19 protein-coding genes are annotated in these 23,837 nt (G+C 58.7%); 8 read left to right on the forward strand and 11 right to left on the reverse strand.

Going from position 1 to position 23,837, the window contains the following annotated elements; all coding sequences use genetic code 11:
- Window positions 1-53 precede the first annotated feature (53 nt).
- A complete protein-coding gene (locus ACR0MV_RS08420) occupies window positions 54-821 on the reverse strand; it encodes a helix-turn-helix domain-containing protein (protein WP_480701778.1) in 768 nt (255 codons plus the stop codon).
- A gap of 120 nt (window positions 822-941) precedes the next feature.
- On the opposite strand from ACR0MV_RS08420, the gene ACR0MV_RS08425 reads away from it, so the two are divergent.
- Both ACR0MV_RS08425 and ACR0MV_RS08430 read left to right on the forward strand, forming a co-directional pair.
- Complete coding sequence (locus tag ACR0MV_RS08425) at window positions 942-2,543, forward strand: ABC transporter substrate-binding protein (protein ID WP_480701779.1); 1,602 nt, start codon at window positions 942-944, stop codon at window positions 2,541-2,543.
- A gap of 81 nt (window positions 2,544-2,624) precedes the next feature.
- Window positions 2,625-4,124, forward strand: coding sequence for a M81 family metallopeptidase (locus ACR0MV_RS08430; protein ID WP_480701781.1), 1,500 nt, complete (start codon window positions 2,625-2,627; stop codon window positions 4,122-4,124).
- Window positions 4,125-4,224: 100 nt separating this feature from the next.
- Here the strand turns inward: ACR0MV_RS08430 and ACR0MV_RS08435 are convergent, their stop codons facing one another.
- The 4 genes from ACR0MV_RS08435 to ACR0MV_RS08450 form a co-directional block, all read right to left on the reverse strand.
- Window positions 4,225-5,688: a sulfatase family protein gene (locus ACR0MV_RS08435; RefSeq protein WP_480701783.1), complete on the reverse strand. Its 1,464-nt coding sequence runs from the start codon at window positions 5,686-5,688 to the stop codon at window positions 4,225-4,227.
- Between the two features lie 18 nt (window positions 5,689-5,706).
- Entirely contained in the window at window positions 5,707-6,927 is a 1,221-nt protein-coding gene (locus tag ACR0MV_RS08440) for a CaiB/BaiF CoA transferase family protein (protein ID WP_480701785.1), read from the reverse strand.
- A 23-nt stretch (window positions 6,928-6,950) separates the two neighbouring features.
- Entirely contained in the window at window positions 6,951-7,748 is a 798-nt protein-coding gene (locus tag ACR0MV_RS08445) for a phosphosulfolactate synthase (RefSeq protein WP_480701787.1), read from the reverse strand.
- A 95-nt stretch (window positions 7,749-7,843) separates the two neighbouring features.
- Window positions 7,844-8,743 (reverse strand): LysR family transcriptional regulator, encoded by a 900-nt coding sequence (locus tag ACR0MV_RS08450; protein WP_475205873.1) that lies wholly within the window; start codon window positions 8,741-8,743, stop codon window positions 7,844-7,846.
- 132 nt (window positions 8,744-8,875) lie between these two features.
- Here ACR0MV_RS08450 and ACR0MV_RS08455 point away from each other — a divergent pair, with 132 nt between their 5' ends.
- From ACR0MV_RS08455 to ACR0MV_RS08475, 5 genes are all read left to right on the forward strand, one after another.
- Window positions 8,876-9,844 (forward strand): Bug family tripartite tricarboxylate transporter substrate binding protein, encoded by a 969-nt coding sequence (locus tag ACR0MV_RS08455; RefSeq protein ID WP_480701789.1) that lies wholly within the window; start codon window positions 8,876-8,878, stop codon window positions 9,842-9,844.
- 3 nt (window positions 9,845-9,847) lie between these two features.
- Window positions 9,848-10,336, forward strand: coding sequence for a tripartite tricarboxylate transporter TctB family protein (locus ACR0MV_RS08460; protein ID WP_480701791.1), 489 nt, complete (start codon window positions 9,848-9,850; stop codon window positions 10,334-10,336).
- A gap of 3 nt (window positions 10,337-10,339) precedes the next feature.
- Complete coding sequence (locus ACR0MV_RS08465) at window positions 10,340-11,854, forward strand: tripartite tricarboxylate transporter permease (RefSeq protein WP_480701792.1); 1,515 nt, start codon at window positions 10,340-10,342, stop codon at window positions 11,852-11,854.
- 109 nt (window positions 11,855-11,963) lie between these two features.
- Window positions 11,964-14,210, forward strand: coding sequence for a DUF3604 domain-containing protein (locus tag ACR0MV_RS08470; protein WP_480701793.1), 2,247 nt, complete (start codon window positions 11,964-11,966; stop codon window positions 14,208-14,210).
- A 57-nt stretch (window positions 14,211-14,267) separates the two neighbouring features.
- Window positions 14,268-15,602 (forward strand): aspartate ammonia-lyase, encoded by a 1,335-nt coding sequence (locus ACR0MV_RS08475; RefSeq protein WP_480701794.1) that lies wholly within the window; start codon window positions 14,268-14,270, stop codon window positions 15,600-15,602.
- Window positions 15,603-15,681: 79 nt separating this feature from the next.
- Here the strand turns inward: ACR0MV_RS08475 and urtE are convergent, their stop codons facing one another.
- The 6 genes from urtE to ACR0MV_RS08505 all read right to left on the reverse strand — a co-directional run bounded on the left by urtE (window position 15,682) and on the right by ACR0MV_RS08505 (window position 22,305).
- Window positions 15,682-16,389: an urea ABC transporter ATP-binding subunit UrtE gene (urtE, locus tag ACR0MV_RS08480; protein WP_480701795.1), complete on the reverse strand. Its 708-nt coding sequence runs from the start codon at window positions 16,387-16,389 to the stop codon at window positions 15,682-15,684.
- Complete coding sequence (gene urtD, locus ACR0MV_RS08485; RefSeq protein WP_480701796.1) at window positions 16,379-17,119, reverse strand: urea ABC transporter ATP-binding protein UrtD; 741 nt, start codon at window positions 17,117-17,119, stop codon at window positions 16,379-16,381. Before urtD ends, urtE begins: the two co-directional genes overlap by 11 nt.
- Window positions 17,116-18,369, reverse strand: coding sequence for an urea ABC transporter permease subunit UrtC (gene urtC / locus ACR0MV_RS08490; protein WP_480701872.1), 1,254 nt, complete (start codon window positions 18,367-18,369; stop codon window positions 17,116-17,118). The genes urtD and urtC overlap by 4 nt, the downstream gene beginning before the upstream one ends.
- Before the next feature lie 10 nt (window positions 18,370-18,379).
- Complete coding sequence (gene urtB / locus ACR0MV_RS08495; RefSeq protein WP_480701797.1) at window positions 18,380-20,335, reverse strand: urea ABC transporter permease subunit UrtB; 1,956 nt, start codon at window positions 20,333-20,335, stop codon at window positions 18,380-18,382.
- 67 nt (window positions 20,336-20,402) lie between these two features.
- On the reverse strand, window positions 20,403-21,677 hold the full coding sequence (gene urtA, locus ACR0MV_RS08500; RefSeq protein ID WP_170424094.1) for an urea ABC transporter substrate-binding protein: 1,275 nt from the start codon (window positions 21,675-21,677) through the stop codon (window positions 20,403-20,405).
- A 286-nt stretch (window positions 21,678-21,963) separates the two neighbouring features.
- A complete protein-coding gene (locus tag ACR0MV_RS08505) occupies window positions 21,964-22,305 on the reverse strand; it encodes a hypothetical protein (RefSeq protein WP_170424096.1) in 342 nt (113 codons plus the stop codon).
- A gap of 224 nt (window positions 22,306-22,529) precedes the next feature.
- Here ACR0MV_RS08505 and ACR0MV_RS08510 point away from each other — a divergent pair, with 224 nt between their 5' ends.
- Window positions 22,530-23,837 carry a DUF3300 domain-containing protein gene (locus ACR0MV_RS08510; RefSeq protein WP_170424098.1) on the forward strand — a complete coding sequence of 436 codons (1,308 nt, stop codon included), beginning with the start codon at window positions 22,530-22,532 and terminating at the stop codon, window positions 23,835-23,837.

Genomic DNA, 23,837 nt, shown 5'->3' on the forward strand with positions numbered 1-23,837 from the left:
TAAACTTGAAGGGGTCACAGAGGCCACTGCGCGCGACAAGCGCCCCGGATTGGCTATTCCACTGCTGGTTTAAGGTGTTGCCGAACCTTGAGGTCCAGTCGGTTGCTGCTGAGATCAACCTCTCCGCAGCTTGAAAACAGTTCCCGGACCGAGCGGTAGCTCTCCACCTTTTTCCAGACAACAGGGGATGAGGTCGGCGTGCGCCCTGACAGAGACGCCAGATAGGACATCGTACCGAACAGAAGGCCGGACTTGTCGCGGTGGGGTTTGTTTAGAATATAAAGACACAGCGAGGCCTCTGGACCGCGTTCGGAATCCACGACGAATATCTGGCCCGCGCGATGAGCCGCTTTGCCATCACAACGTGTCCAGCGACGGGTTTTCGTCTTGGCATCGCCAAGGGCCTCGATAACCCGGCTATAGACCATGCGGTCCCGTTCATCCAAAAAGGCAACGTTGATGATCGCCTTGGTGGGATCGTTTGGTGCCCGGAAAAAGACCTGGTAGGACCCCAACAGCGGCCTCAGCTTTTGCAGATCCCCCGGAAAGACATCGGTCAGCGGGTCGCGCCGTCGATCGGCGTCTGTTTTGGCAAGACGGGTTGTGTGACGGCGCAGGTTCTCTGGCTCACCCAGCAGAATACCCTCGTCGATGTCGAAGAAACGGCAGATGCGGCGCAGATTGTTCGGCGAAGGTGTACTGCGACCACTGAGGTACTTTGCGAATTGCTGGTGATTGATGCCGATATCCCGGCACACCGATGCAACAGACGGGTAATCGGCGCAGAGGTAACGCAGATTGGTTGCCAGGTTGTTTTGCATGACCGCCCCAAAGTTTCGAGCTTAAACTCGCTAAAGAAAGCATAATGTGGCGTTATTGTTAAGCCATATTCGGTACGCAATCCTGCGCGCAACAAAGCCATGCCCAGGGGAGGTCAACCGATGGATAAACTTCAATACGTCCGGCAAATGGAGCAGCGCCTGCAATTGCGTCAGGTCGATCGCCGTCAGTTCATGCGCGGGGTCCTGGCGACCGGCATGACCGTTGGCGCGGCGACGCTGCTGGCGGATCGCGCGCTAGCCGCCGCGCCCCAAAAAGGCGGCAGCATGGTCGCCGGGATCGGCCATGGGGCGTCAACCGAACAACTTGATCCGGGGCAGATTTCGGCTGGTTTTCTTATTCCCCTCAGCCTCGGCGTGAATGGTTTCCTGACCGCTATTGACGCAGACAGCAATGTCCAGCCGTCACTTGCGCAATCCTGGGAGGCGTCACCGGACGCATCCGTCTGGACGTTCTCGCTGCGCGACGGGGTCGAGTTCCACAATGGCCGCAGCGTGACAGCCGACGACGTGATCGCCTCGATCAACTATCACCGGGGCGAAAACTCGACCTCGACCGGGGCCCCGCTGCTGGCTGGCGTCAAAACGCTGCGGGCCGACGGGCCACAGACCATCGTGTTTGAACTGGAAGGCGGCAACGCGGACTTCCCGGCCATTCTCAGCGATTACCGGTTTGCCATTCTGCCCGCTGACGGCGACAGCATTGACTGGCAATCCGGCATTGGCTGTGGTGCCTATCGGCTCAAGGATTTCCAGCCGGGGATTTCGGCTGATCTGATCCGGCACGCCAACCACTGGAACCCCGATGTTGCGCATGTTGATGAGTGGAAACTGCTGGTGCTGCTGGATACCACCGCGCGTATGGCAGCGCTGTCGGCAGGAACCATCGACGTCGCGGACAAGGTCGATCCCAAAACGGCCAAGTTCATTTCCCGGGACCCCAATGTGACGCTGCATTCGGTTGCAGGTACGCAGCACTACTCCTTCCCGATGCTGACCAACGCTGCTCCGTTTGATGACAACAACGTCCGTCAGGCGATCAAATGGGGTATCGACCGGCAGGAACTGGTGGACAAGATTCTGCTCGGCTATGGGCAGGTCGGTAATGACCACCCGATCGGGTCCGGACAGAAGTATTTCAATGCCGAACTAGGGCAAAAGACATTCGACCCGGACAAGGCGAAGTTCTACCTGAAACAGGCCGGGTTGGACTCGCTGGATGTTGAGCTTTCGACTTCTGATGCCGCGTTCCCCGGTGCAGTGGATGCGGCCACGCTGATTTCGAATTCGGCAGCGAAATGCGGGATCAACGTGACGGTCAAACGGGAACCCAATGATGGCTACTGGTCTGAGGTCTGGACGAAAAAGCCCTGGTGCGCCAGCTATTGGGCCGGACGTCCTGTCGAGGATCTGATGTTCTCACTGGCCTTCCAATCCGGCGTCGCCTGGAACGAATCCTTCTGGTCCAACGAAAAGTTCGACACGCTTCTGGTCGAGGCCCGCGCCGAACTGGACAGCGAGAAGCGCCGGCAGATGTATGGCGAGATGCAGGAAGTCGTGGCCAATCAGGGTGGCGTTGCGATCCCGATGTTCGCATCTTACGTCTTTGCCACGCGCCCAACCGTCGGAACGCCCGAGAAATTTGGCTCGAACCTCGACCTGGACGGCAGCAGCTTTATGGAACGCTGGTGGAAAGCGGAATAACTGTCGGATTATGTTAGCATCGCGAATGCGCAGGGGATGGCTCGTGCAGTCATCCCCTAACGTGTTGGGGATAGGACTTTTATGAAACTCTTTATTGCGACACTTTCGACCGAGACGAATACCTTCTGCACCATGCCGACCGCAATGTCGGGGTTTGAGGAGTATTTCCTGCGCCATGGAACCGCGACGCAAGAGCCGCCGAACCTGATGACCGAGGCGCTGCATGTGTGGCGCGAAAAGGGTGAGGCGCTGGGATGGCAGATCATCGAAAGCCTGACAGCCATTGCCGAGCCGGCCGGACCCACGACGCGGGCTTGCTATGATACGCTCAGCGCCGAGATTCTATCCGATCTGGCAGAATGCGGTGGTGCCGACATCATTCTGTTGCAACTTCACGGGGCGATGGTGGCCGAGCATATCGAGGATTGCGAGGGCGATATTCTGGCCCGCATCCGCGCCCAATGCCCGGAAGCGACGATCGGAGTGTCTCTGGACCTGCACTCACATCTGACAGGCAGGATGCTGGAAGCCAGCGATCTGATCGTGCACTTCCGGGAATACCCGCATGACGACGCCACCGCCTGCGCGATTGAACTGTTCGATCTGGCGCAACGCGCGCGTGCCGGTGAAATAACACCGCGAATGGCGTATTTTGATACGCGCATGGTGAACCTTTACCTGACAAAAGAAGGGGCCATGAAGGATTTTGTGGCCGAGATGGCGGCAAATCAGACCAATCCCGGCGTACTGTCCGTCTCGCTCAGTCATGGGTTTCCGTGGGGTGATGTGGAAGATGTCGGTGCCCGAATGCTGGTCATCACGGACGACCAACCAGATCTGGCCGCGCTGCTGGCCGAACGGCTGGGCCGACGTTTCTTTGACCTGCGTCAAGAGGTGACGACGGAGTATCTGCCAATTCCCAAGGCCCTCGACCAGATCGGTACAAGGCCTGGCCTGTGCGTGCTGGCGGATATGGGGGACAATTCCGGTGGCGGCGCACCGGGCGATGCCACCCATATGTTGGTCGCGATGCTTGCGCGCGGTCTGACCAATTTTGCCGCCGGCCTGTTCTGGGACCCCGGCGTTGTACGCATCTGTCAGGACGCAGGCGTCGGCAGCAAACTGACCTTGCGGCTTGGTGGTAAGACTGGTGCCGTCTCGGGCGATCCAATCGATTTGGACGTTACTGTCATGAGTATCAAAACGGGGCTGGGACAGCATTTGGGAACAGGCCTTGAACCCATGGGAACGGTCGTCTGGCTGCGCCTTGAGGGCGAAATTGACCTGCTGGTGAACGACCTGCGCGTTCAGGTTTACCACCCCGAAGCGTTTGAACAGGTCGGCATTCGACTGGCAGAAAAATCAGCTGCGGTCGTGAAATCCCTGTTCCACTTCTACGGACCTTTTAGACAGATTTCCGACCATATCCTTCAGGTCGCCAGCCCCGGGGGAACGCAACCCGCGTTCCGCGATATCGCACTGACCAAGCGAACGCTTCCGTATTGGCCGGCGGTGGAACACCCGTTTCCGGATGCCAACCTTGAGAAAGCCGGGTGCCTGACCAAGCCCGCTGAGGCGTGATACGCTAGACATTGCGCCGATGTGTTCGTTTGTTGCGTTCACGCCCCGTATTCCGCCCGGACAACTCAGGATTGCCCGGGCCTATTTATCGGTGTGTGCGTTAAACCTTTTCGAGCTTTACGTTTTTGCCCGGAATAGGTGAGGCTGCGATGGATCCGAAATTGCGGACCGTTTCCAGGCCCCCCAACATTTCGATACGCGCCCATTGATCCTTTTTGCTTTGCACATCCAGAGCTTCGGGATCGACCATGGCGCGAAGGGCGGCCGCAAGTTCTGCCTCTCTGGGGTGGGACTGGCCGCCAGCCAGCAGATCGTTCGCCTCGTTGGGGTCGTCGGCCAGGTTGAACAGCTGATTGGGCATGTCCACGTGATAGATCAGCTTCCATTCCCCCAGGCGGATCAAGAAGCTTGAATTCAGGCTGCCCATTGCATGGTATTCGGCAAAACCCGGTCGTGTTTCGACCGCACCTCTGGCAACCGCGACCAGCGATTGTCCGGGGAGGGTCCCGTCTTCCTCGCTCGCGGCGACGTCAAACAGGTCCAGCATTGTGGGAAACAGGTCCACATGGCTCACGCAATCCTCAACCACCTTACCTGCGGGCAAACCCGGCCCCGCCAGGATCAGAGGCACGCCCGAGGAATGCTCGTACAGGTTGGCCTTGCCAAGAATACCATGAGCGCCGATCGCCTCGCCGTGGTCTGACGTGTAGGCCATATGCGTGTTGCCCGTCAGGCCAAGCGCATCCGCTTCATCGATGACCTTGCCGATCTCGGCGTCGGTCTGGGTGATCAGCGCGCAATACCCGGCATAGGCGTTGCGGACAAAGGTTTCGTCCATACCTTCGGGCAGTTGGTTCATGCGGGCCAGATAGGCCATCGCCGGGTGGTCATAACGGTCCGGCGCATCCCAGGTGGCGGGCAGCGGCATATCGTTTGGCGGATATTTGTCCCAGATGTCCTGAACTGCCCGGAACGGAGGGTGCGGGCTGGGATAAGAGACGACCAACACCCAGGGTTCGGGGTTGTTCGCATTCTCGCGCAACCAGTCCACCGCGCGTTCAGTGATCTGCCGGTCGTAGATCTGATAGTCCGTCTCGCCGGGTCCGGAGTTACCGTAGATCGCCTTGTGACCGCCCCGTGTCGGCACACCTTCTTCGGTCGCGCGCAGCAAGGTCAGGGGCGAACCGACCTTGTCGACCACATGCATGGTATGGATTTCCTCGGTAAATCCATTGTCGTCGTCGCCGGACCGGTAGTGCAGTTTGCCGATCGCCGTGACCGGCACGCCTGCATCCCGCAACCGGTGATGCCACGTCGGCACCGTGCCGTCATACATCATCGCATTGTCCCAAAAGCCGGTCTGATGCGGCCATTGCCCGGTGGCCATCGCGGCACGAGATGGACAGCAAAGGGTCGTCGTCGCGTAGGCGTTGGCAAAGCGCATGCCCCGCTTGGCCAGACGATCCAGATTGGGCGTCTGCACCACCGGGTGTTGCGCCACCCCCAAGAAACCACGGTTGTGATTGTCTGTTACAAATAGGATGAGGTTGTTTGTCTGTGCCATTTGGGTCTCGCGATGTTGTTAAGTGGCAGCCGTCCGGACCGCGCCCGTTTCGACCATCCGCGCAATCTCGACCGGGTCATAGCCAAGTCCGGACAGGACCGTTTCGGTGTCAGCACCCAAGCTGGGAGGGGGACAGTTCGGGGCATGGACGGGTGCATCATCGATGCGGAAGGGCAGGGTGGGCACGACCAACCCGTCCTCTCCCTTGTGCAGATACCCGCGGGCCGCCACTTGGGGCATGTCCAAACATTCGGGCATGGTGCGCAACCGCGCCACGGGGACGTGATGCGCTATCAGTATCTCTTCCCACTCGGCAGCGGTCCGCGTCAAAAGGATCTCTGCAAGTTCGCGTTCCAGTTCGGCGGCATTTTCACGCCGGGCCGCACCGGTCTGAAAGCGCGGATCAGAAAGCCAGACCGATCGACCCAGAGCATGCGCCATGCGGTCGAATTGCGGTTCTTCGTTTGCCCCCAGGGACAGAACCCCTTGTTTGCAGGCAAAGCTGCCCGCACCGGGCGTTCGACTGTTGGCGGCATTGCCGCGTTGTTTCGGCGCGGTCCCGGTCGCCAGATAGTCGACGATGGTTGAGGTCATCAGGGTCAGGCCGGTCTCTAGCATCGAGACGTCAACAAAGCTGCCTTTGCCCGTCTTTTCCCGCTGAAACAGCGCTGTGCTGATGGCGAATCCGGCGGCCAGCGCGACGCCGTAATCCATGATCGGCGCCCCGGTGCGCAGCGGGCCCGTTTCGGATGTGCCGGTCAAAGTCATGATCCCGCAAGCGGCCTGAATGTTCACGTCATAGGCCGGAGCGTCGGCCATATCTCCGCCGCGCCCATAACCCGTCATAGCGCAGTGAACCAGATGCGGGTGGCTAGAGCGCAGGGTCTCTTCGTCCAGTCCAAAGTCCCGCATTGTGCTGGGCAGGTGGTTTTCCACAAAGACGTCAGCCTGCGTAAGCAGACGCTGCATGACCTCTTTGCCCTCCGCACTGTTCAGGTCCAGCGCGATCGAGGCCTTCCCCGATCCCTGTGCCTGATAGGCGGTGCTCATGCCATTGGCTGACCGCTCGGCATCGGTACCGCCGCGATAGCGCATCGCGTCACCGCGGCTGACGCTTTCAACCTTGATCACGGTGGCCCCCAAGAGGCCCAGGAAGTAGCCACATGCCGGACCGGCCAATACATGCGAAAAGTCGATCACCTTGATCCCGACAAGAGGTCCTTGTGTACCTGAGCCCATGGGTAGAAGTCCTTTCTTCGCGATCACATCAACGACAAAGGACCGGCCGAACCCAGACCAAGGCGGGTTGTTTCCGTCTCGATAACCACATCGGCAGTCACATTGCCCAGGTTAACGTCTGGTCCGAATGTTTTGACCAGGAACTTTTTGCCCGCATAGATTTCCGGGGTGGTCGATCCCACGCGCGGCGTGGACAGTTCGAACATGCATCGGCTGACATCTACGTTGTCTTGAAGAACCTTGATCAGGTCCTTGTTTGGCGCGCCATTGAGCATCAGCTCCTGTCCTTCGATCATTGCGATCTTGGCACCCGAGGCCAGCACTTCGTTCACTTCCCTGACCATCTCGGCCGGGTCCGAATTGTCACGTTTGTCGCCAATTTCACCCACCGGAGCGAGGCCTGCGTCCTGAACCATCCGGATCAGCCGATCGCGGGTGCCTTCGCCCAGATCGACGATATTGTCCGAGATTTCCACCATGTCGAAACCGACTTCTTTGGCTTCTTTCAGGTGGTTTTCCATCGCATCTACGCCCATGGTGTGCAGAACATATTCCTGCATTTGCCCACCCAGGAACGGGCGCACCTGATGTTCACGCAGCAGCGCCAGTTTGGCGACCAAATGCTCGCGCGGGAACAGGCGGGACGTGCCCGTCGCCACTTTGAAGATGTCGAAGTAAGCGCCACCAAGTTCCAGCAGCCCCCGCAGACCTTCGAGCGTTGTTTGGTAGTCGGTCACCATGGTCAGCCCGGATGTGCGGGGCTTCTCGAGGCTGCGCCGGGGATCGAGGGGAACGTCGGGGAAAGCGGTGGTCAGGGGCATGTCGGCTCCGGGATAGGATTGTTTTCCTCAGAGCGTAACCAGATCAAAATGATCTGAAAATTCGAATTTTCTTTACCCTTGTTCCAAAAAACTGACTAACTATGTGCGTCAGCGATTTCTTCGACAATCTGCTTCAAGTGTTTGACGAAGGGATCGATCAAAGGGTGCCGCAGTTTGCTTTTGGACAAAAACAAACCCACTTTGAGGTGGCTTGTCGGCTCTAGCGGGATCAGTTTCAACGTTTCCGGCATGTCCAGCCCAACTGCGATTGCATCGGTGATGGTAAAGCCCTGCCCACCGGCCACAAGCTGGTGAGCCACCGCAGACACCGACACTTCATGGCGCGTTTTTAGCTGTATGTCCGTCTTGATCAGGTTTGCTTCGACCAACTGGCGCAGCAGCGTGTTTTCGGTCAGTGCAATATAGTCCATCCCCTGCAACTCACGCATATGCAGCACGTCATGTTGTGCCAAGGGGTGATCGCGGCGCACCAGAACGCCCAATGGGGTTTCACATAGATATTGGCTTTCCAAATCCTCCCAATGGGCCGACAAAGACCCAAGGCCCAGGTGAAACTGGTCCTGGACGATATACCGGCCAAAACTCTGGCGCGGCTGCACTTCCAATCGCACACGCGCTTCCGGTATCTCATCAGACAGCCGCCGGATCGCCGGCAGCATCAAACCATTCGCCATGCGCGGATGCGAAATCAACCGTAACGGAGGTGTTTGTTCTTGCCGCGCACGTTCCAGAAAATCGGGCAGGCTGTCGATACCGGCCAAAATGCGCAGAGCCTCGGGCAAAAGCTGCTCACCGGCCTGCGTTGGGATAAGCCGTTTCTTGACGCGCTCAAACAGCGGCTGACGCATCTCATCCTCAAGCATACGGAGCAAACGGCTAACAGCAGGAGGGCTCAGTCGCATGACCTCAGACGCCCGCGCAAGCGTTCCGTGTTCCATGATTAAGACAAAGACACGCAAGCTTTTGAGGTTCATGTTATTCAGCTTTTCTGAATTACTCGTAAAATGTTTATAATTTTTTTTTGCTTCTCCGCTCAAGTAACTTTGCAAAGATCGGCGAGGCCTCTGCCGTTGGCGCGCCTCAGTAACATCTGATGGGAGGACATCATGGAACGTAGAACCTTTTTGAAAACATCCGCACTGGCGTCGGTCGGATTGGCCTTGTCGGGCACGGCTGCTTTCGCGGAATGGAAGCCGCGCCGCCCGGTTAACATCATCCTGCCGTACAAGGCCGGCGGTGGCACTGACAGCTATGCCCGCGCCGTTTCATCCGCTGGCGATGGCCTGTTCCCCGTGCCCTTCGTTGTCGTGAACAAGCCGGGCTCGTCCGGTATTACCGGGGCTGTCGAAGCGTCCCGCTCGCGCCCTGATGGCACGACCGTTCTGCTGACCTCGGCTGGCTCGTTCCTTCTGACCTCGCTGCTGCGCGACACCGACGTGACGCCGTTGGATTCCTTCCGCATCGTGGCACAGATCGGCAAGCTGACCACCTCGCTGATGGTGCCTATGAACAGCCCCTATCAGTCGCTGGATGATCTGGTCGCAGACGTCAAGGCCCGTCCGGGCGAGGTGCGTTGGGCGCACACCGGCAATGGTGGCTTCCACCACGTTGCCGGGCAGGGCTTCCTGGATTCCAACGATCTGGAAGCGGTTGGTGTTCCGTTCAAAGGCGGCTCGGCCACGCGTGCAGCCCTGATCGGCGAACAGGTCGACTTTGGCATGATCGGCATCCAGCAGGCCGCCGGTTTCGAAAATGAACTGCGCCCGCTTGCCCTGAATTCGGACCAGCGCGACGCCTTCATGACCGAAGTGCCCACCTTTGCCGAAGCAGGGTATGACGCGGTCGACGTCAGCTCGCCCATCATCATGTTTGCTCCCAAGGACACGCCGGACGATGTCGTGGCCGGTCTGGAAGCTGCGATGAAGGAAATCACTGAATCCGAGGCCTTTATCAACGCGATGGCGGAACGCGGCAATGCGCCGGTCTTCCTGCCGGGACCCGAGGCCGAGGCAAACCTGCGCTCAATGAAGGACAACGTGTCCTCGATCATCGGCGCACTGAAAAGTCAGGGCTAAGCCATGTCGTCGCGCACTCTGAACACAAACACGGTCATAGGGGGGCTGATGACCCTGTTCGGTCTGGTGGCTGTCGTCGCCAGCATGGGCATCAACCCCGATCCTGATGGCGGCTGGGGCGCCCGTATCTTTCCGCTTGTCGGGTCGGTCGCGCTGGTCATCCTGGGCGTGGCGGAGTGCGCCAAAGGCCTGAAATCTCCGCCGCCAGTTGCAACAAGCGGCGGAGACCGCAGCACTATGGGGCGCATTCTGGCCCTTTTGATCCTGTCGCTGGCCTATGTCTGGCTGATCGGCAAGATCGGCTATCTGATCAGCACCGGTCTGGCCGCCGTCGGAGCGCTGATGATCTTTGGCGTTCGCAACCCGATTGGCCTGTTGATCGCTGCGGTTGTCTGCCCCGCGGTCTACCACGTCATTTTCTTTGTCCTGCTCGGAGTTTACCCACCCTACGGGGAATGGTTCGAGCCGCTGGACATCATTCAGGGGTATTAAGCCATGGAAATCTTTGCAGCCCTGGCATCGGTCCTGAGTGATCCGATCATTCTGATGTGGGTCTTCGCCGCCGCAATCGTCGGCATGGTGGTTGGCGCCATCCCCGGTCTGACCGCATCTGCCGCTATCGCGATGCTTTTGCCGGTGACCTTTTACATGCAACCCCTGGCCGCATTGGCGTTTCTCTACGTCATTGGCAAATCGGGGCGCTACGGCGGTTCGATCGCGGCCATCCTGTTTAACACCCCTGGCACCGCGGCGTCGGCCGCAACGCAGATCGACGGCTACCCCCTGTCCAAGCGGGGGATGTCCTCAAAAGCGATGAAAGTCGCCACTGTGTCGTCCATCATCGGCGACTATGTGGGCGAAATCCTGTTGATCGCTGGCGTCGGCATTATCGCTGCAATCGCGCTGAAACTGGGCCCGCCGGAACTGTTTGCGGTGTATTTTGCGGCCTTTGTGGTCATCGGTTCGGTCATCGGCAAATCCATTACGCGCGGTTTGGCGTCAGCGGCCCTTGGTGTGCTGATCAAGATGGTGGGCCTCGACCCCATCTCATCCGAAGAGCGGTTCACTTTCGGCTCGTTCGATCTTTCGAATGGAATTTCGCTGGTGCCGCTGATGATCGGTATCTTCGTTCTGGGCGAGGTGTTCTCGCAGCTTGAAGCACGCGGCAAGCCCATCGAACAGTTCGACGATCCCGACAACGAAGATGCGCGCGCCAAGAACCGCCTGACCTGGGCAGAATACAAACCCTGTATCCCGCATGTGATCCGCTCCTCCTTCATTGGATCTTTCATCGGGATGCTCCCGGGGCTTGGCTCGGCTATTGCGGCCTTTGTCGCCTATGGCGAAGGAAAACGCCGAGCCAAGAACCCCGAGGAATGGGGCAAAGGTGCCCTCGAAGGGATCGCCGCGCCCGAAGCTGCCAACAACGCGGTTTCCGGTCCGTCGATGGCACCACTGCTGACGCTTGGCATTCCGGGCTCGACCATTGGCGCGATCCTTGTGGGCGTGTTCCTGATCCACGGCATCCAGGTCGGCCCGACGCTGTTCCTGACCCAGAAAGAGCTGATCTATCAGCTGTTTGCCTGTGGTCTGGTAGGCATCGCCGCTTACGGTCTGATTGGCTATTACGGCGCGTCTTTTGTCGGTCGCTTCATCCTGAAGATCCCGACGGATGTGCTCTATCCGGTGATCTTCCTGACGTCTTTCGTCGCTGCCTATTCTGCACGCGGAAGCATGTTTGATGTCCTGATCATGGTGATCGCGGGCTTTGGTGGCTGGCTGATGAAGCGCTATGACTTCAACCCGGCGGCCTTTGTCATCAGCTTTGTCCTTGCCGGCGGTGCCGAGGAAACGTTCCGCCAATCACTTCTGCTATCGGATCATGGCGCGTTGATCTTCTTCACCCGTCCCGTGGCACTGGCCTTCTTGATCCTGGGTGTAGCGGCCGTCGTGGCCCGCGCCCGCAGCCTGAGCAAACAGGCAAAAGAAGCGTCGCTCAAAGACGCTTAACTGAACCAACCATTGGGGAAAGCTCGCAATTTGCAGGCTTTCCCGCCTCTACAACGCACCGCGTCGCGCGTGTGAACGGGCACTCTGTGCCATCTGAAAGGAAAACGATATGCCCAACCACGATTACCGCCGCGACCTGATGGGCAGTGCCACGGTGACCCCACAAGGCCCGATCGAGGCCGGCTCGTGGCAGAGTTACACGCTGGTCTACACCGCCGGGAAGTTCGGCGTCGACGATCAGGGTGGGCTGAAAGTTGCGTTCCGAACCCATTCGGACATGACCCCGCTGCAAATGGACGACCCGACTGCCCCCGGTTACCTGACCATCGAAACATCGAACGGCGCGCCGTTCGAGGCCGATTTCAGCTATAAACGCAACCTGCGCCCCTGGGGTCTGTGCATCACCGTGCTGTGCAAGCAGTTCCTGAAACCCGGTGATCAGATCACCTTTCGCATCGGCGACCAGCGTCAGGGTTCCCCCGGTGTGCGCACCCAGACCCATATCGAGGCTGAACATCAGTTCCGCGTCACCGTTGATGCCTTTGCCACTGTCGACTACACGCCGCTGGAAGAAGACAGACAGCCCTATATCACCATCGTGCCGGGCGCGCCGAAACTGTGGAAAGCGATCCTGCCAACCCTGCGCCGCGCGGATCAGCCGTTCCGCTTTATCGTCAAATCCGAAGACAATTGGGGCAACCCGTCGGACAAGTTCGACGGTGAGGTCACGCTGCGGTCAAACAAGCCAATCAACGGTCTGCCCGAGACGGTCAGCTTCAAGGCCGGTGATTTCTCGGTGGTGCTGGACGATCTGACCGTCGCCGAAGATGGCGACTACACCATCGAGGCGCTGATCGACGGCGAAGTTGTGGCCAAATCGAACCCGCTGCGGGTGTCATCCAAATCGAAGGTCGCGCATTATTGGTCCGACATGCACGGCCAATCGGGCGAGACCATCGGATCGGGTTCGGCACGCGACTACTTTTTCTTTGCCAAATACCGCTCATTCGTGGACATCACCGGCCATCAGGGCAACGACTTTCAGATCTCGGATGCGTTCTGGGACGAAATCAACGCGCTGACAGCCGAGTTCAACGAAGAAGGCAAGTTCCTGGCGCTGCCCGGTTACGAATGGTCCGGCAACACCGGTCTGGGTGGTGACCACAACATCTGGTACCGCAACGAGGGGCGCCCGATCTATCGCTCATCCCGCGCGATTGTGCAAGACAAATCACGCCCCGAAAGCGATTGCCATGACGTGACCGAGCTGTTTGATGCGCTCAAGCACGAGGATGTTCTGGTCGTACCCCATGTCGGCGGTCGCTTTGCCGATGTAACCTATGCTCATGACGCCAGTGTCGAGCCGTCGGTCGAAGTGCACTCCAGCTGGGGTACGTTCGACTGGATCGTTCAGGATGCGATGAAGATGGGCTATCGCATCGGGATCGTGGCCGGATCGGACGGGCACAAGGGCCGCCCCGGCGCATCCTACCCCGGGGACGCAAAGTTTGGCGCCTATGGCGGGCTGACCTGCCATTTGCTGCCGGACCTGACGCGCGACCACCTGTTCGAAGAGTTCCGCCGCCGCCACCACTATGCCACAACCGGTGCCCGCCTGTTCATGTCAGCCGAAATGACCTATGCGGAACCGGCGCGCGTGTTTGTGCGCAACCCGTCGCTGGACAACGACGCCTATGATGAATCGACCACAGCGATCATGGGTGACATCGTGCAGACCAACCAGGACACCGCCATTTTTGATCTTGAAGTCTCGGCGCAATGCCCGATCGACAAGATCGAAATCTTTGACGGTTTGGATTTGCTGCAACGCGTCCGCCCCTATGGAGAAGCCGACCTGGGTGCGCGCTATCAGATCACCTGCAAGGGGCAGGAGACACGCGGTCGCCAACGTCTGGTGAAATGGGACGCATCGGCCACGCTGAGCGGGGGCACGATCTCGCGCATCAAGGCGACCAACTTCTACAACCCCGACAAACAGCCCAAGCAGGTGTCCGACACTCAGATCGATTGGACCAGTGTCACCACCGGCGGCGCGCAATCGGTCGACCTGTGGGTCGAGAATGCCGCCGCGGATGCCAAGCTGACCATCAAGACGAACCAGGGTGATCTTGAGGTTGCTTTGGCCGATGTCGGGGTCGAAGGCGTCCAGGTCACATGCGGCGGAATGGATAAGGTTCTGATGGTCCAGCGTCTGCCCGACGAACGGACCGAAACGCAAATGGCCATCCGCCAAGAGGTCAAGATCCCTGCAACAGGCGACAGCGCGATCTTTGCGCGCGTTGTACTTGAGGACGGTCACGTTGCCTGGACCAGCCCGATCTACAGCTTCAAATAAGTTACTTCGGTGCCCCGGATTGTCGGGGCACCGCATCCCCCACTGGATTTCCCGAAAATGACAAATCGTACCGAAACCGATTCACTCGGCTCTGTCGAGCTGCCCGCTGATACGCTTTACGGCATTCAAACCGCCCGAGCGGTGCGCAACTTTCCAATCTCGGACGTTCCGCTTCATCACTTCCCCCGACTGGTCGAGGCTCTGGCTTTTGTCAAAAAGGCCGCCGCCCGCGCCAACCTGATCGCCGGAGTTCTAGACCCGGACAAGGCCCGCATCATCGAGGCCGTCTGTGACGAGATTTTAGCCGGGCACCATCATGAGCATTTTGTCGTCGACATGATTCAGGGCGGGGCGGGCACCTCGACCAACATGAACGCCAACGAAGTGATCGCCAATCTTGGGCTGATCAAGATGGGCCATGTACCCGGCAATTATGCCCATCTGCATCCCAATGATGACGTCAATCGCTCGCAATCGACCAACGATGTTTATCCGACAGCGATCCGTCTGGCCGTTCTGCGCATGCTGGAACCACTGACCACGGCGCAAGAGGATTTGGTGCGGGCGTTCCGGGACCGTGCCGCCGCCTTTGCCGACGTTCCCAAGGTTGGCAGAACGCAACTGCAGGACGCCGTCCCCATGACCGTGGGGCAGGAATTTGCATCTTTTGCCAACACTATCGAAGAAGACATCGAACGCACCCGGCAGCTTTCCGCCCTGCTGCTTGAGGTCAATCTGGGTGGCACAGCGATCGGTACAGGCGCAAACGCGCCTGATGGCTATACCCAAGTGGCTGTCGCGCAGCTTTCCGCCGTGACCGGTCTGTCCTTTGTTCCCGCCAAAGATCTGATCGAGGCGTCATCCGACCTGGGCGGGCTGGTGATGTTTTCGGGTGTGCTGAAACGTGTTGCCGTCAAAATCTCAAAAATCTGCAACGACCTGCGCCTTCTGTCCAGCGGTCCAAGGGCGGGCATCGGCGAGATCCGACTGCCTCCGGTCCAGGCCGGCAGCTCGATTATGCCGGGCAAGGTGAACCCGGTGATCCCCGAAGTGGTCAACCAGGTTGCGTACCAGGTCATCGGCAATGACATCACCATCACGATGGCCGCAGAGGCCGGTCAATTGCAGCTCAACGCGATGGAGCCGATCGTGACCTTCCGTCTGCTGGACTCGATCCGCATTCTACGGCGCGCGATGACCACTTTGACCGAACGCTGTGTCGCGGGCATCGAGGTTGACCATGATCGCTGTTCGGATTTGCTGGCCAACAGTCTCGTCTCGGCCACTGAGCTGGCCCCCATTCTGGGCTACGACGCGGCCGCAAAGATCGCCAAGCAAGCCTTGGCGGACAATTCGACAATTCCCGAAGCCAAAGAGCGTCTTGGGTATTGACGAAAAAGTCACGCGCTGAGCGGCTGATGGCAGACCGCCCGTCAGCCGCCGACATTCCGGCGGCGTATACTTAGGCGGCTCAGACCGATACCGCGGACTTTAGCTGTTCCTCTCCGACCTCGGATTTGGCGCCCTGCAGGAATGGCGTTCCACGCTCTAGCACCAGAAAGTCATCGCCAAGCGAATAGGCGAACTCAAAGTACTGTTCGACCAGGATAATGGCCATTTCACCCTGATCACGCAGCAGGCGAATGACTTCGCCAATCTGTTTGATGATGTTGGGTTGAATACCCTCGGTCGGCTCGTCCAACAGCAACAGCTTTGGCTTTGTGATCAACGCACGTGCAATGGCAAGCTGCTGCTGTTGCCCCCCCGACAGGTCGCCCCCGCGCCGCGACAGGAACTCTTTGAGGATCGGGAAAAGGTCAAAGATATAGTCGGGGATCGTATGATCGCTGCGGGGCAGGCAGGCAAAGCCGGTTTCAAGGTTTTCGCGCACCGTCAAAAACGGGAAAATCTCGCGCCCTTGCGGGACGTAGGCCACGCCTTTTCGGGCGAGCTCGAAAGACGTGGTATTGCCGATCTCTTCGCCGTTCAGCACATAGTCGCCACCGCTGCGGGGATGCGTGCCGGATATCGCTTTCAAAAGGCTTGTTTTTCCAACGCCGTTTGTGCCCATCACGCAGGTCACCTGACCCTGACGCGCAGTAATGTCGACGCCGTTCAAAATCTGGCTGCCGCCATAGTGCAGGGTCAGATCGGAGATATTCAGAAGGTCAGCGGCCAAGATAAACCTCGATTACTTTTTCGTTCCGGGTGACATGGTCCAACGATCCTTCGGCCAGAACCGATCCCTCGTGCAGCACGGTGACTTTGCAGTTCAGGCGACGGACAAACTCCATATCGTGTTCGACAACGACGACGGCCCGGGTTTTGGCCGCTTCGACAAGAATGTCGGTCGTATGCTTCCGCTCTGCCGGGGTCATCCCTGCTGCAGGCTCATCGACCAGCAGCAATTGCGGGTCCTGAGCCAGCAGCATCCCGATCTCAAGCCATTGCTTTTGCCCGTGGCTAAGTTCACCGGCTTTGCGGTCCAAGGCGCTCTGCAGTCCGATTTCCTCGGCCAGCGTTGCGACCTTCTCATGATCTTCCTGACGCGCCCGGAACCGCAGTACAGCCATCGGCCCGCGTTTGTTTTTCAGGGCAAGCATCAGGTTTTCGCGGACGCTTTGGTCTTCGAAAACAGTCGGTCGCTGGAACTTTCGTCCTACTCCGGCCTGCGCGATCTGACTTTCGCTCATGGACAGGAGTGAGACCGACTTTTTGCCCCACAGAACGTGACCATCATCCGGCTTGGTCTTGCCCGTGATGATGTCCATGAACGTCGTCTTTCCCGCCCCGTTCGGGCCGATGACGGCGCGCATTTCGGCCGGACCAATTTGGAACGTCAGGTTGTTGATCGCCTTGAAACCGTCGAAGGATACAGAGACGCCGGAGACTTCGAGAAGCGTGCTCATTCATTCGCCTCCTTTTCGCGCAGCGATCCACGGTCTGGTCCCAGGTCGGCCCCATGTCGATCCGGTGCGCGGCGCTCTGTAAGCTTGTCGATCAGTCCCCCTATGCCGCGGGGCGCGAACAGCGTGACCGCAACAAACGAGAACCCAAGCAGGATGGTCCACCAGTCGACCCATTGGATCGTGTAGAACCCAAGCGAGATGTCGGGGGCTTGCCCGCCCGTGAACCATGTCGACAGCAACGAGACAAAGGCCGCGCCAATCACCGCACCGTACAGCCGTCCGCGCCCCCCGATCGCCACCCAAACGGCCAGATAGATTGACGCAATGGGCGCAATTTCGGCCGGGTTAATGATGCCCGCCTGTGGATAGTACAAAGCGCCCGCGATACCACAGATCACGGCGGTGAAGGTGAAGATGAAAAGCTTGTAGGCTTCGACCGAGTATCCAAGGAACCGAACGCGGCTTTCGTCGTCGCGGATGGCGCGAATGACCGATCCGAATTTGCCGGACACCACCCATGCGCAGACAAGGTAGCCAAGGCCAAGCGCCAAGGCGGACGCCCAGAAGAACAGGATCGAAACCGTTGATTGCGGCACCGAGTCCAGCCCCGGCAGGTTCTGCAGTCCCGACAAACCATTGTTCCCGCGCAGCCCGCTGTCGTTCTGGAACAGGTACAGGGACAGCGCCAGCGTCATCGCTTGCGTCAGGATCGACAGATAGACCCCGGTCACGCGGCTGCGAAACGCCAGCCACCCAAAGACAAGGGCCAGCAGACCGGGCACCAGTACGACAGCGGCCAGTTGCAGCGGCAGGGAATGTGCGAAGGCCCAGATCGGGGGAAACTCGGACGCGCCGACAACGCCGAAAATTTGGGTGGCAATGCCATCCGAGATTTCCTGGGCCGTCGGCGGCAAGGCAGAGGCCGCGAGGCTGTCGACCACGATTATCTCGGTCCGGGCGTACATCAGCCACATGCCGATGGCATAGCCGCCAATGCCAAAGAACGCCATGTGCCCCAGCGACAGGATACCCGTGTATCCCCACACCAGATCCATCGCCAGCGCAGCAAGACACAGGCACAGCGTCTTGCCCAGCGTCTTGATAAAGCTGGTGGAAATCAGCCCGATGCCAAACCCTTCGCCCAAAACGGTGATGATCGCCGTAAACAGGGACAGGATGATCAGAAAGATCGCGACAGAGGGATAGCGCAGCACCAGCGGCTTGCGTATCGGCTCGGCTGTGGAAGTCATGTCAACCATATCACGCTTCCGCCGCCCGACCTTTGAGCGCGATGATGCCGCGCGGTCGGAATTGAATGAACAGGATGATGAAAAGGATCATGTAGGTCTGCGCCGCCAGCGTATTGGACGGGTTGAACCACTCGATCCCCTTTTGCAGCGTTCCAACCATCGTCGCGCCCAGCAGCGTGCCCCAGATGTTGCCAACGCCGCCGACGACCACCGTCATAAAGCTTTGCACGATGTAGTCAGAGCCCATCTCGGACGTGACTTTGGCGTAAAGCCCGATGGCCACGCCGGCGATGCCCGCGATGCCCGAACCCAGACCAAACGTCAGCATGTTGATCCGGTCCGGGTTGATGCCCATCGAGGACGCCATGCGCGGGTTTTGGGTCACAGCCCGCACCTCTAGCCCCAGCCGGGTTCGGTTCATGACGATAAGGAACAAGGCCAGAAACAGCAGCGCCAGAACGAAGATCGCAATGCGGATATAGCTGATCGACACGATGTCGTTCAGAACCATCGACCCATCCAACCATGCCGGAGCCGTCAGAGGGCGAGCCTGCGTGCCAAAGATGTTTTTGGCCAGTTGCTGCAAGGCAATGGAGACACCGAAGGTTGCCAGCAACGTCTCTAGCGGGCGGTGATACAGCCACCGAATAACCAGTCGTTCCAGCAGAACTCCGGCCCCGAAGGTCACCAGAAACGCGCAGGGAATGGCGACAAGGATCGAAAGCGTCAGGTCAGGAATGAACAACTGCACCACATAGCCGGTGTAGGCGCCCATCATGATGAACTCACCATGCGCCATATTGATCACGCCCATGACCCCGAAGGTGATCGCAAGACCGATCGCAGCGAGGAAATAGATCGAGGCCAGAGACAACGCGTCCAACACCAAATCCGCTGTCTGGTTCAAAGCAACCTGCGTTTCGATGTTTTCCAAAGCCGCCTGCGCAGCAAGGGCGATAGGAAGGGGGGCCGACACGTAAACCTTGAAAAACTTATGCTTTTGAACGGCTTCGGCTATATCTTCCTGTGTCACCAGCGGGGTGGCAAGACCTTGCTGGGCCAACACCTGATACGCGGCCTCTCGGGCGGCGTCCTCGTCAAGGCTGGCCACTTGTACACCCGCGACGGTATCGCCGTTTATGTTGGCGATCAGGGCTTGCTTTACCGCTGCGGCATCCACCGGCTCCGGGGCCAACCCATTTGCGACAAGCAGGTTATAGGCCTGGTCCTGCGTCAGCTCGTCTGATCCGACCTCAATGCCAATCGCACCGTCCGGGATTTCATCTGCGACCTTGATTTCGGATGAAACCAAAGGATTGAGCGTTGCCCTGACATCAACACCGAGATCGCCGGCAAAGCTGTCGATTGCAGCAAGCCTCGCGGCCTCATCCTCATCAAAGCGAATGGTGAGCAAGCGTTCCAACCGGTCTTTGCGCGCCTTGAGGTCGACGTCTTGTTCAGCCTCGATGGAACCCCGCAGGGCAGACAGGTGCGACGCTTCGGCGTCTCGCTCAATCGCTGTCAAAGCAGCGTCGCGGGTTCTGGGATTGGGGTCGTTCAACTGAAACTGCACCAGAGCAGACGCGATCAACCCGCGAATACCAGAATTAGGTTTGAGTTGTTTGTATGCCTTTTTGTCGACAATCCCGATCTCGGCCCCGTCAGATACATCGAAGATCTGCAACCCACCGTCAGCCTTTGAGGCAAAGACAAACAGACCGGTTTCTTTGTTGAACCACATGTCCTTGGCTTGCCAACGTGCCAGAACGGTCTGCGCTTCCGGCAGTCCACTTTGCGCCAGCGCGTCGATCGCGGGGCCAATCGTCTTGCGAGAGGATTTCTGGATCGCCTCTGCGTGGGACTGCAACACCTGCTGCACCGGGGCGTCTGCGGATTGCGCTTGCAAAAGGGTAGGGGCCACAAGGACCAGCAAGGCAAGCACTGCCCGCCTGAACGGAAGCGTCATTTAGGAAGACCTTTGTATTGGGCCTCGGGGCACAAGTCGCGCGCCCCGAGGAAATCAGGTTAAGACCTTAGTAGTTGGACTTGATCTGTACGCAGCTCTCGGTTTCGGTGTTGTACATCCCGCAACCCAGCTCTTTCCAATCCGACACGAGAACAGCGGACTCAGGCAGATAGTCGGTCCAGGCGTCGCCCGGAACTTCTTCGGTCTGGCTGATGATGTCGAACTGCCCGTCTTCCTGGATTTCACCGATCAGGACCGGCTTGGCCAGATGGTGGTTGGGCAGCATCACCGCGGTGCCGCCTGTCAGGTTCGGGAATTCCTGACCGTACATGGCGGTCCGAACGGCGTCGACATCGGTGGTGTCGGCAGCGGTCGCCGCGTTTACCCACATGTTGAAGCCGATATAGTGGGCCTCCATCGGGTCGTTGGTTACACGGTCTTCACCCATGCGGGCTTTCCACGCTTCGACCCATGCCTCGTTCGCATCGCTTTCGGCCGATTGGAAATAGTTCCAGGCCGCCAGGTGACCGACTAGGTTGGTGGTATCGAGACCGGCCAACTCTTCCTCACCGACCGAGAAGGCGACAACCGGAATGTCATCAGCCGAGATGCCCGCGGCCGCAAGTTCCTTATAGAAACCGACGTTCGCGTCGCCGTTGATGGTCGAAATCACGCCGACTTTCTTGCCATCCGCACCAAGCGCGACCACGTCGGCCACGATCTTGGACCAGTCCGAATGACCGAACGGCGTGTAGTTGACGAAAATGTCCTCTTCCGCGATTCCCTTCTGCTTCAGGTAGCTTTCAAGGATATTGTTCGTGGTCCGCGGATAGACGTAGTCGGTTCCCAGCAGCGCAAATTTCTCAACTTCCAGCTCATCCAGGAAGTAATCCGTGGCCGGGATCGCCTGCTGGTTCGGCGCAGCGCCTGTGTAGAACACGTTTTTCGAGCTCTCTTCGCCCTCGTACTGAACCGGGTAGAACAGCAGGCCGTTCAGTTCTTCAATCACCGGCAGGACGGATTTGCGGGAAACCGATGTCCAGTTGCCAAAGATCACGTCAACTTCGTGCACGGTCAGCAACTCACGCGCCTTTTCGGCAAACAGCGGCCAGTCCGAGGCCGGGTCTACAACGACAGCTTCAAGCTCGCATCCCAGAAGACCACCGGCTTCGTTTTGCTGTTCGACCAGCATTTCCATCGTGTCTTTCAGCGTGGTTTCCGAAATGGCCATGGTGCCGGACAACGAATGAAGGACGCCAACCTTGATCGGGCAATCGGCCAGTGCAGGCAATGAACTGGCCAACAGGACTGCGGCGGTTGTGGTGAGAAGTTTGGTGTGCATCAGCATTTCCTTTTATGCGACGCGCAGCAGGGTTGTTCGGGGCGCCGAAACGTCCCATATACCCCCCACGCATAATTGCGGTGTGCGAGGGCGTCTTCAGGTTCCTAGGCCGGGCACCTTCGCACATGTTCCAAGCCGTCTTGCGGCACTCCATAGTGCTAGGACAGTTCTCCGCAGCACTCAGAGTCTCATGACCCGAGTTCCTGGACAGATTGAGGGTATTGCCTAATTTTGCGGCAGCGCAGCATGTCCCGCTTAATAATGCGGCAGCGCAGCGAAGCGTCTCTTATGCACCGCCCAGGATCAACAGGTTACACTGATCCAAATACTGCTTGGCGGTACGGCGCGCCGCACTTGCCTTCGTTTCGTCTGAACCAAAGGTCGCGGTTTGCAGCAAACGTGCATGCGCGTGTTTGGAATTCACCCTGTGGCTCAGGACAAATTCGGCATTTTCCGCTGTGGTCGTCGCTTCCAGCAAAGACACAAACCCGCCGCGCCGCAGTTCATAGTCCTGAGCTTTTGCATCGTTCAAAAGCCACGCATGTTCCATTTCGGCCGAGAAGCGTCCTGCACAACCTGCAAAGGATTTGACCATATCACCTTGGGCGGAAAGCAACCCGGCAGACATCAGGAAGCACTGAATTGAAAGGAGAATTGTTCTCAAAGCGCTCATAATTTGACCATTACAACTGAAAAAGCGCCCGTCAAGGCAGCACTTTTGAAACGCTTTTCTGTTGTCTACGGCCTGCTTTGCGCTGAGCGCCCAGGTTTATCGGGCGTCCGCCCTCAATTTCCGTCGGTTGCAAGAATCGCAGTCATGGGTGATCTTTCAAGAAATCGAAGGATCGCAATATGTTTAGATATCTAGTAATTGCCCTCGGTCTTTGCGCATCAACCGCCCTGTTTGCACAAGAGGCCACAGATGATGCTGCAGCTTCAGAAGAGACCTCCGACCGACTTACCGATGCCGAGCTGCAGACATTGGTCGCCCCGGTGGCGCTTTATCCCGACACGCTGCTTATCCAAATACTCGTCGCAGCAACGCAGCCGCTGGAGATTGTGAAGGCCGAGCGGTATCTGTTGGATAATGCCGACCGAGACCCTGTTGAGCTTGAGCCTGAAATCAACGCCATGGGTTGGGACCCTTCGGTCAGCGTTCTGGCAACGGCATTCCCCGAAGTTGTTGGGCAAATGGCCACCCATATCGATTGGACCGAAACTGTGGGCACCGCGATGCTTGCCCAATCCGATGACGTGATGGACGCGGTGCAGGTGATGCGGGATCAGGCGATTGACAGTGGTGCACTTGTTTCCGGGCCAGAACAAACTGTCGAGGTGTCAGATGACGATACGGTTGTAATCACGCCGACACAGCCTGAAACGGTGTATGTTCCGCAGTATAATCCCGCGACGGTTTATACCGGCCCGTCGACCGGAGACGTTGTGGGCGCGGCTTTGCTGACTTTCGGCGCTGTGGCCCTGATCGACGAGATCTTTGATGACGATGATGACTGGTATGGCTACTGGGGCTGCCGAAATTGTGGTGGCTGGGGCGGGGGTCCGATCTATCGAAACCCGGACATCGACATTGACGTCGATGGCAACGTCAATATTGGCAATGACATCGATCTGGGCGACCGCACGGATGTTGGCTGGAAGCCCGACCCGGAACGCCAGAAGGAAGCCCGGGAAAGAATTGCAGATCACGAAAGACGCGAAGGTGGGCGTGGTGAGTTGCCGGTCAACCGCCCCGAGGGTCGGACCGACGAACTGCGCGCAAAACTGAGCCGCGAGTCCGGCGCCGCTGATATCAGCCGGGATCGCGCCGGCGCGGCAGCCGCAGTTGGCGCAGGAGCGGTCGCTGGCGGTGCTTTGGCGAACCGTGGCGGTGGAGACCGATCCCTGCCGCAAGTGAATCGGGGCAATGTCGACGTGGACAGGGCCGCTGCAAAACAACAGGCAATCGATCGCACCAAACGTCCGGATGCCGCGAACAGGCCGGTGGCGCAAAGACCGCAGACCGGGACCAGGAAGGCCACGACAACTCAGCGCAAGCCCACAGCATCAAGGGGGCAAGCGATGCAGAAAAAGGCGTCCGGCAGCCGGACACACAACGCGTCCAGACGGGGACACGCGGCCAAAGGCACACGGAGACGATAA

It is taken from the genome of Ruegeria sp. BC3, from assembly GCF_056539265.1.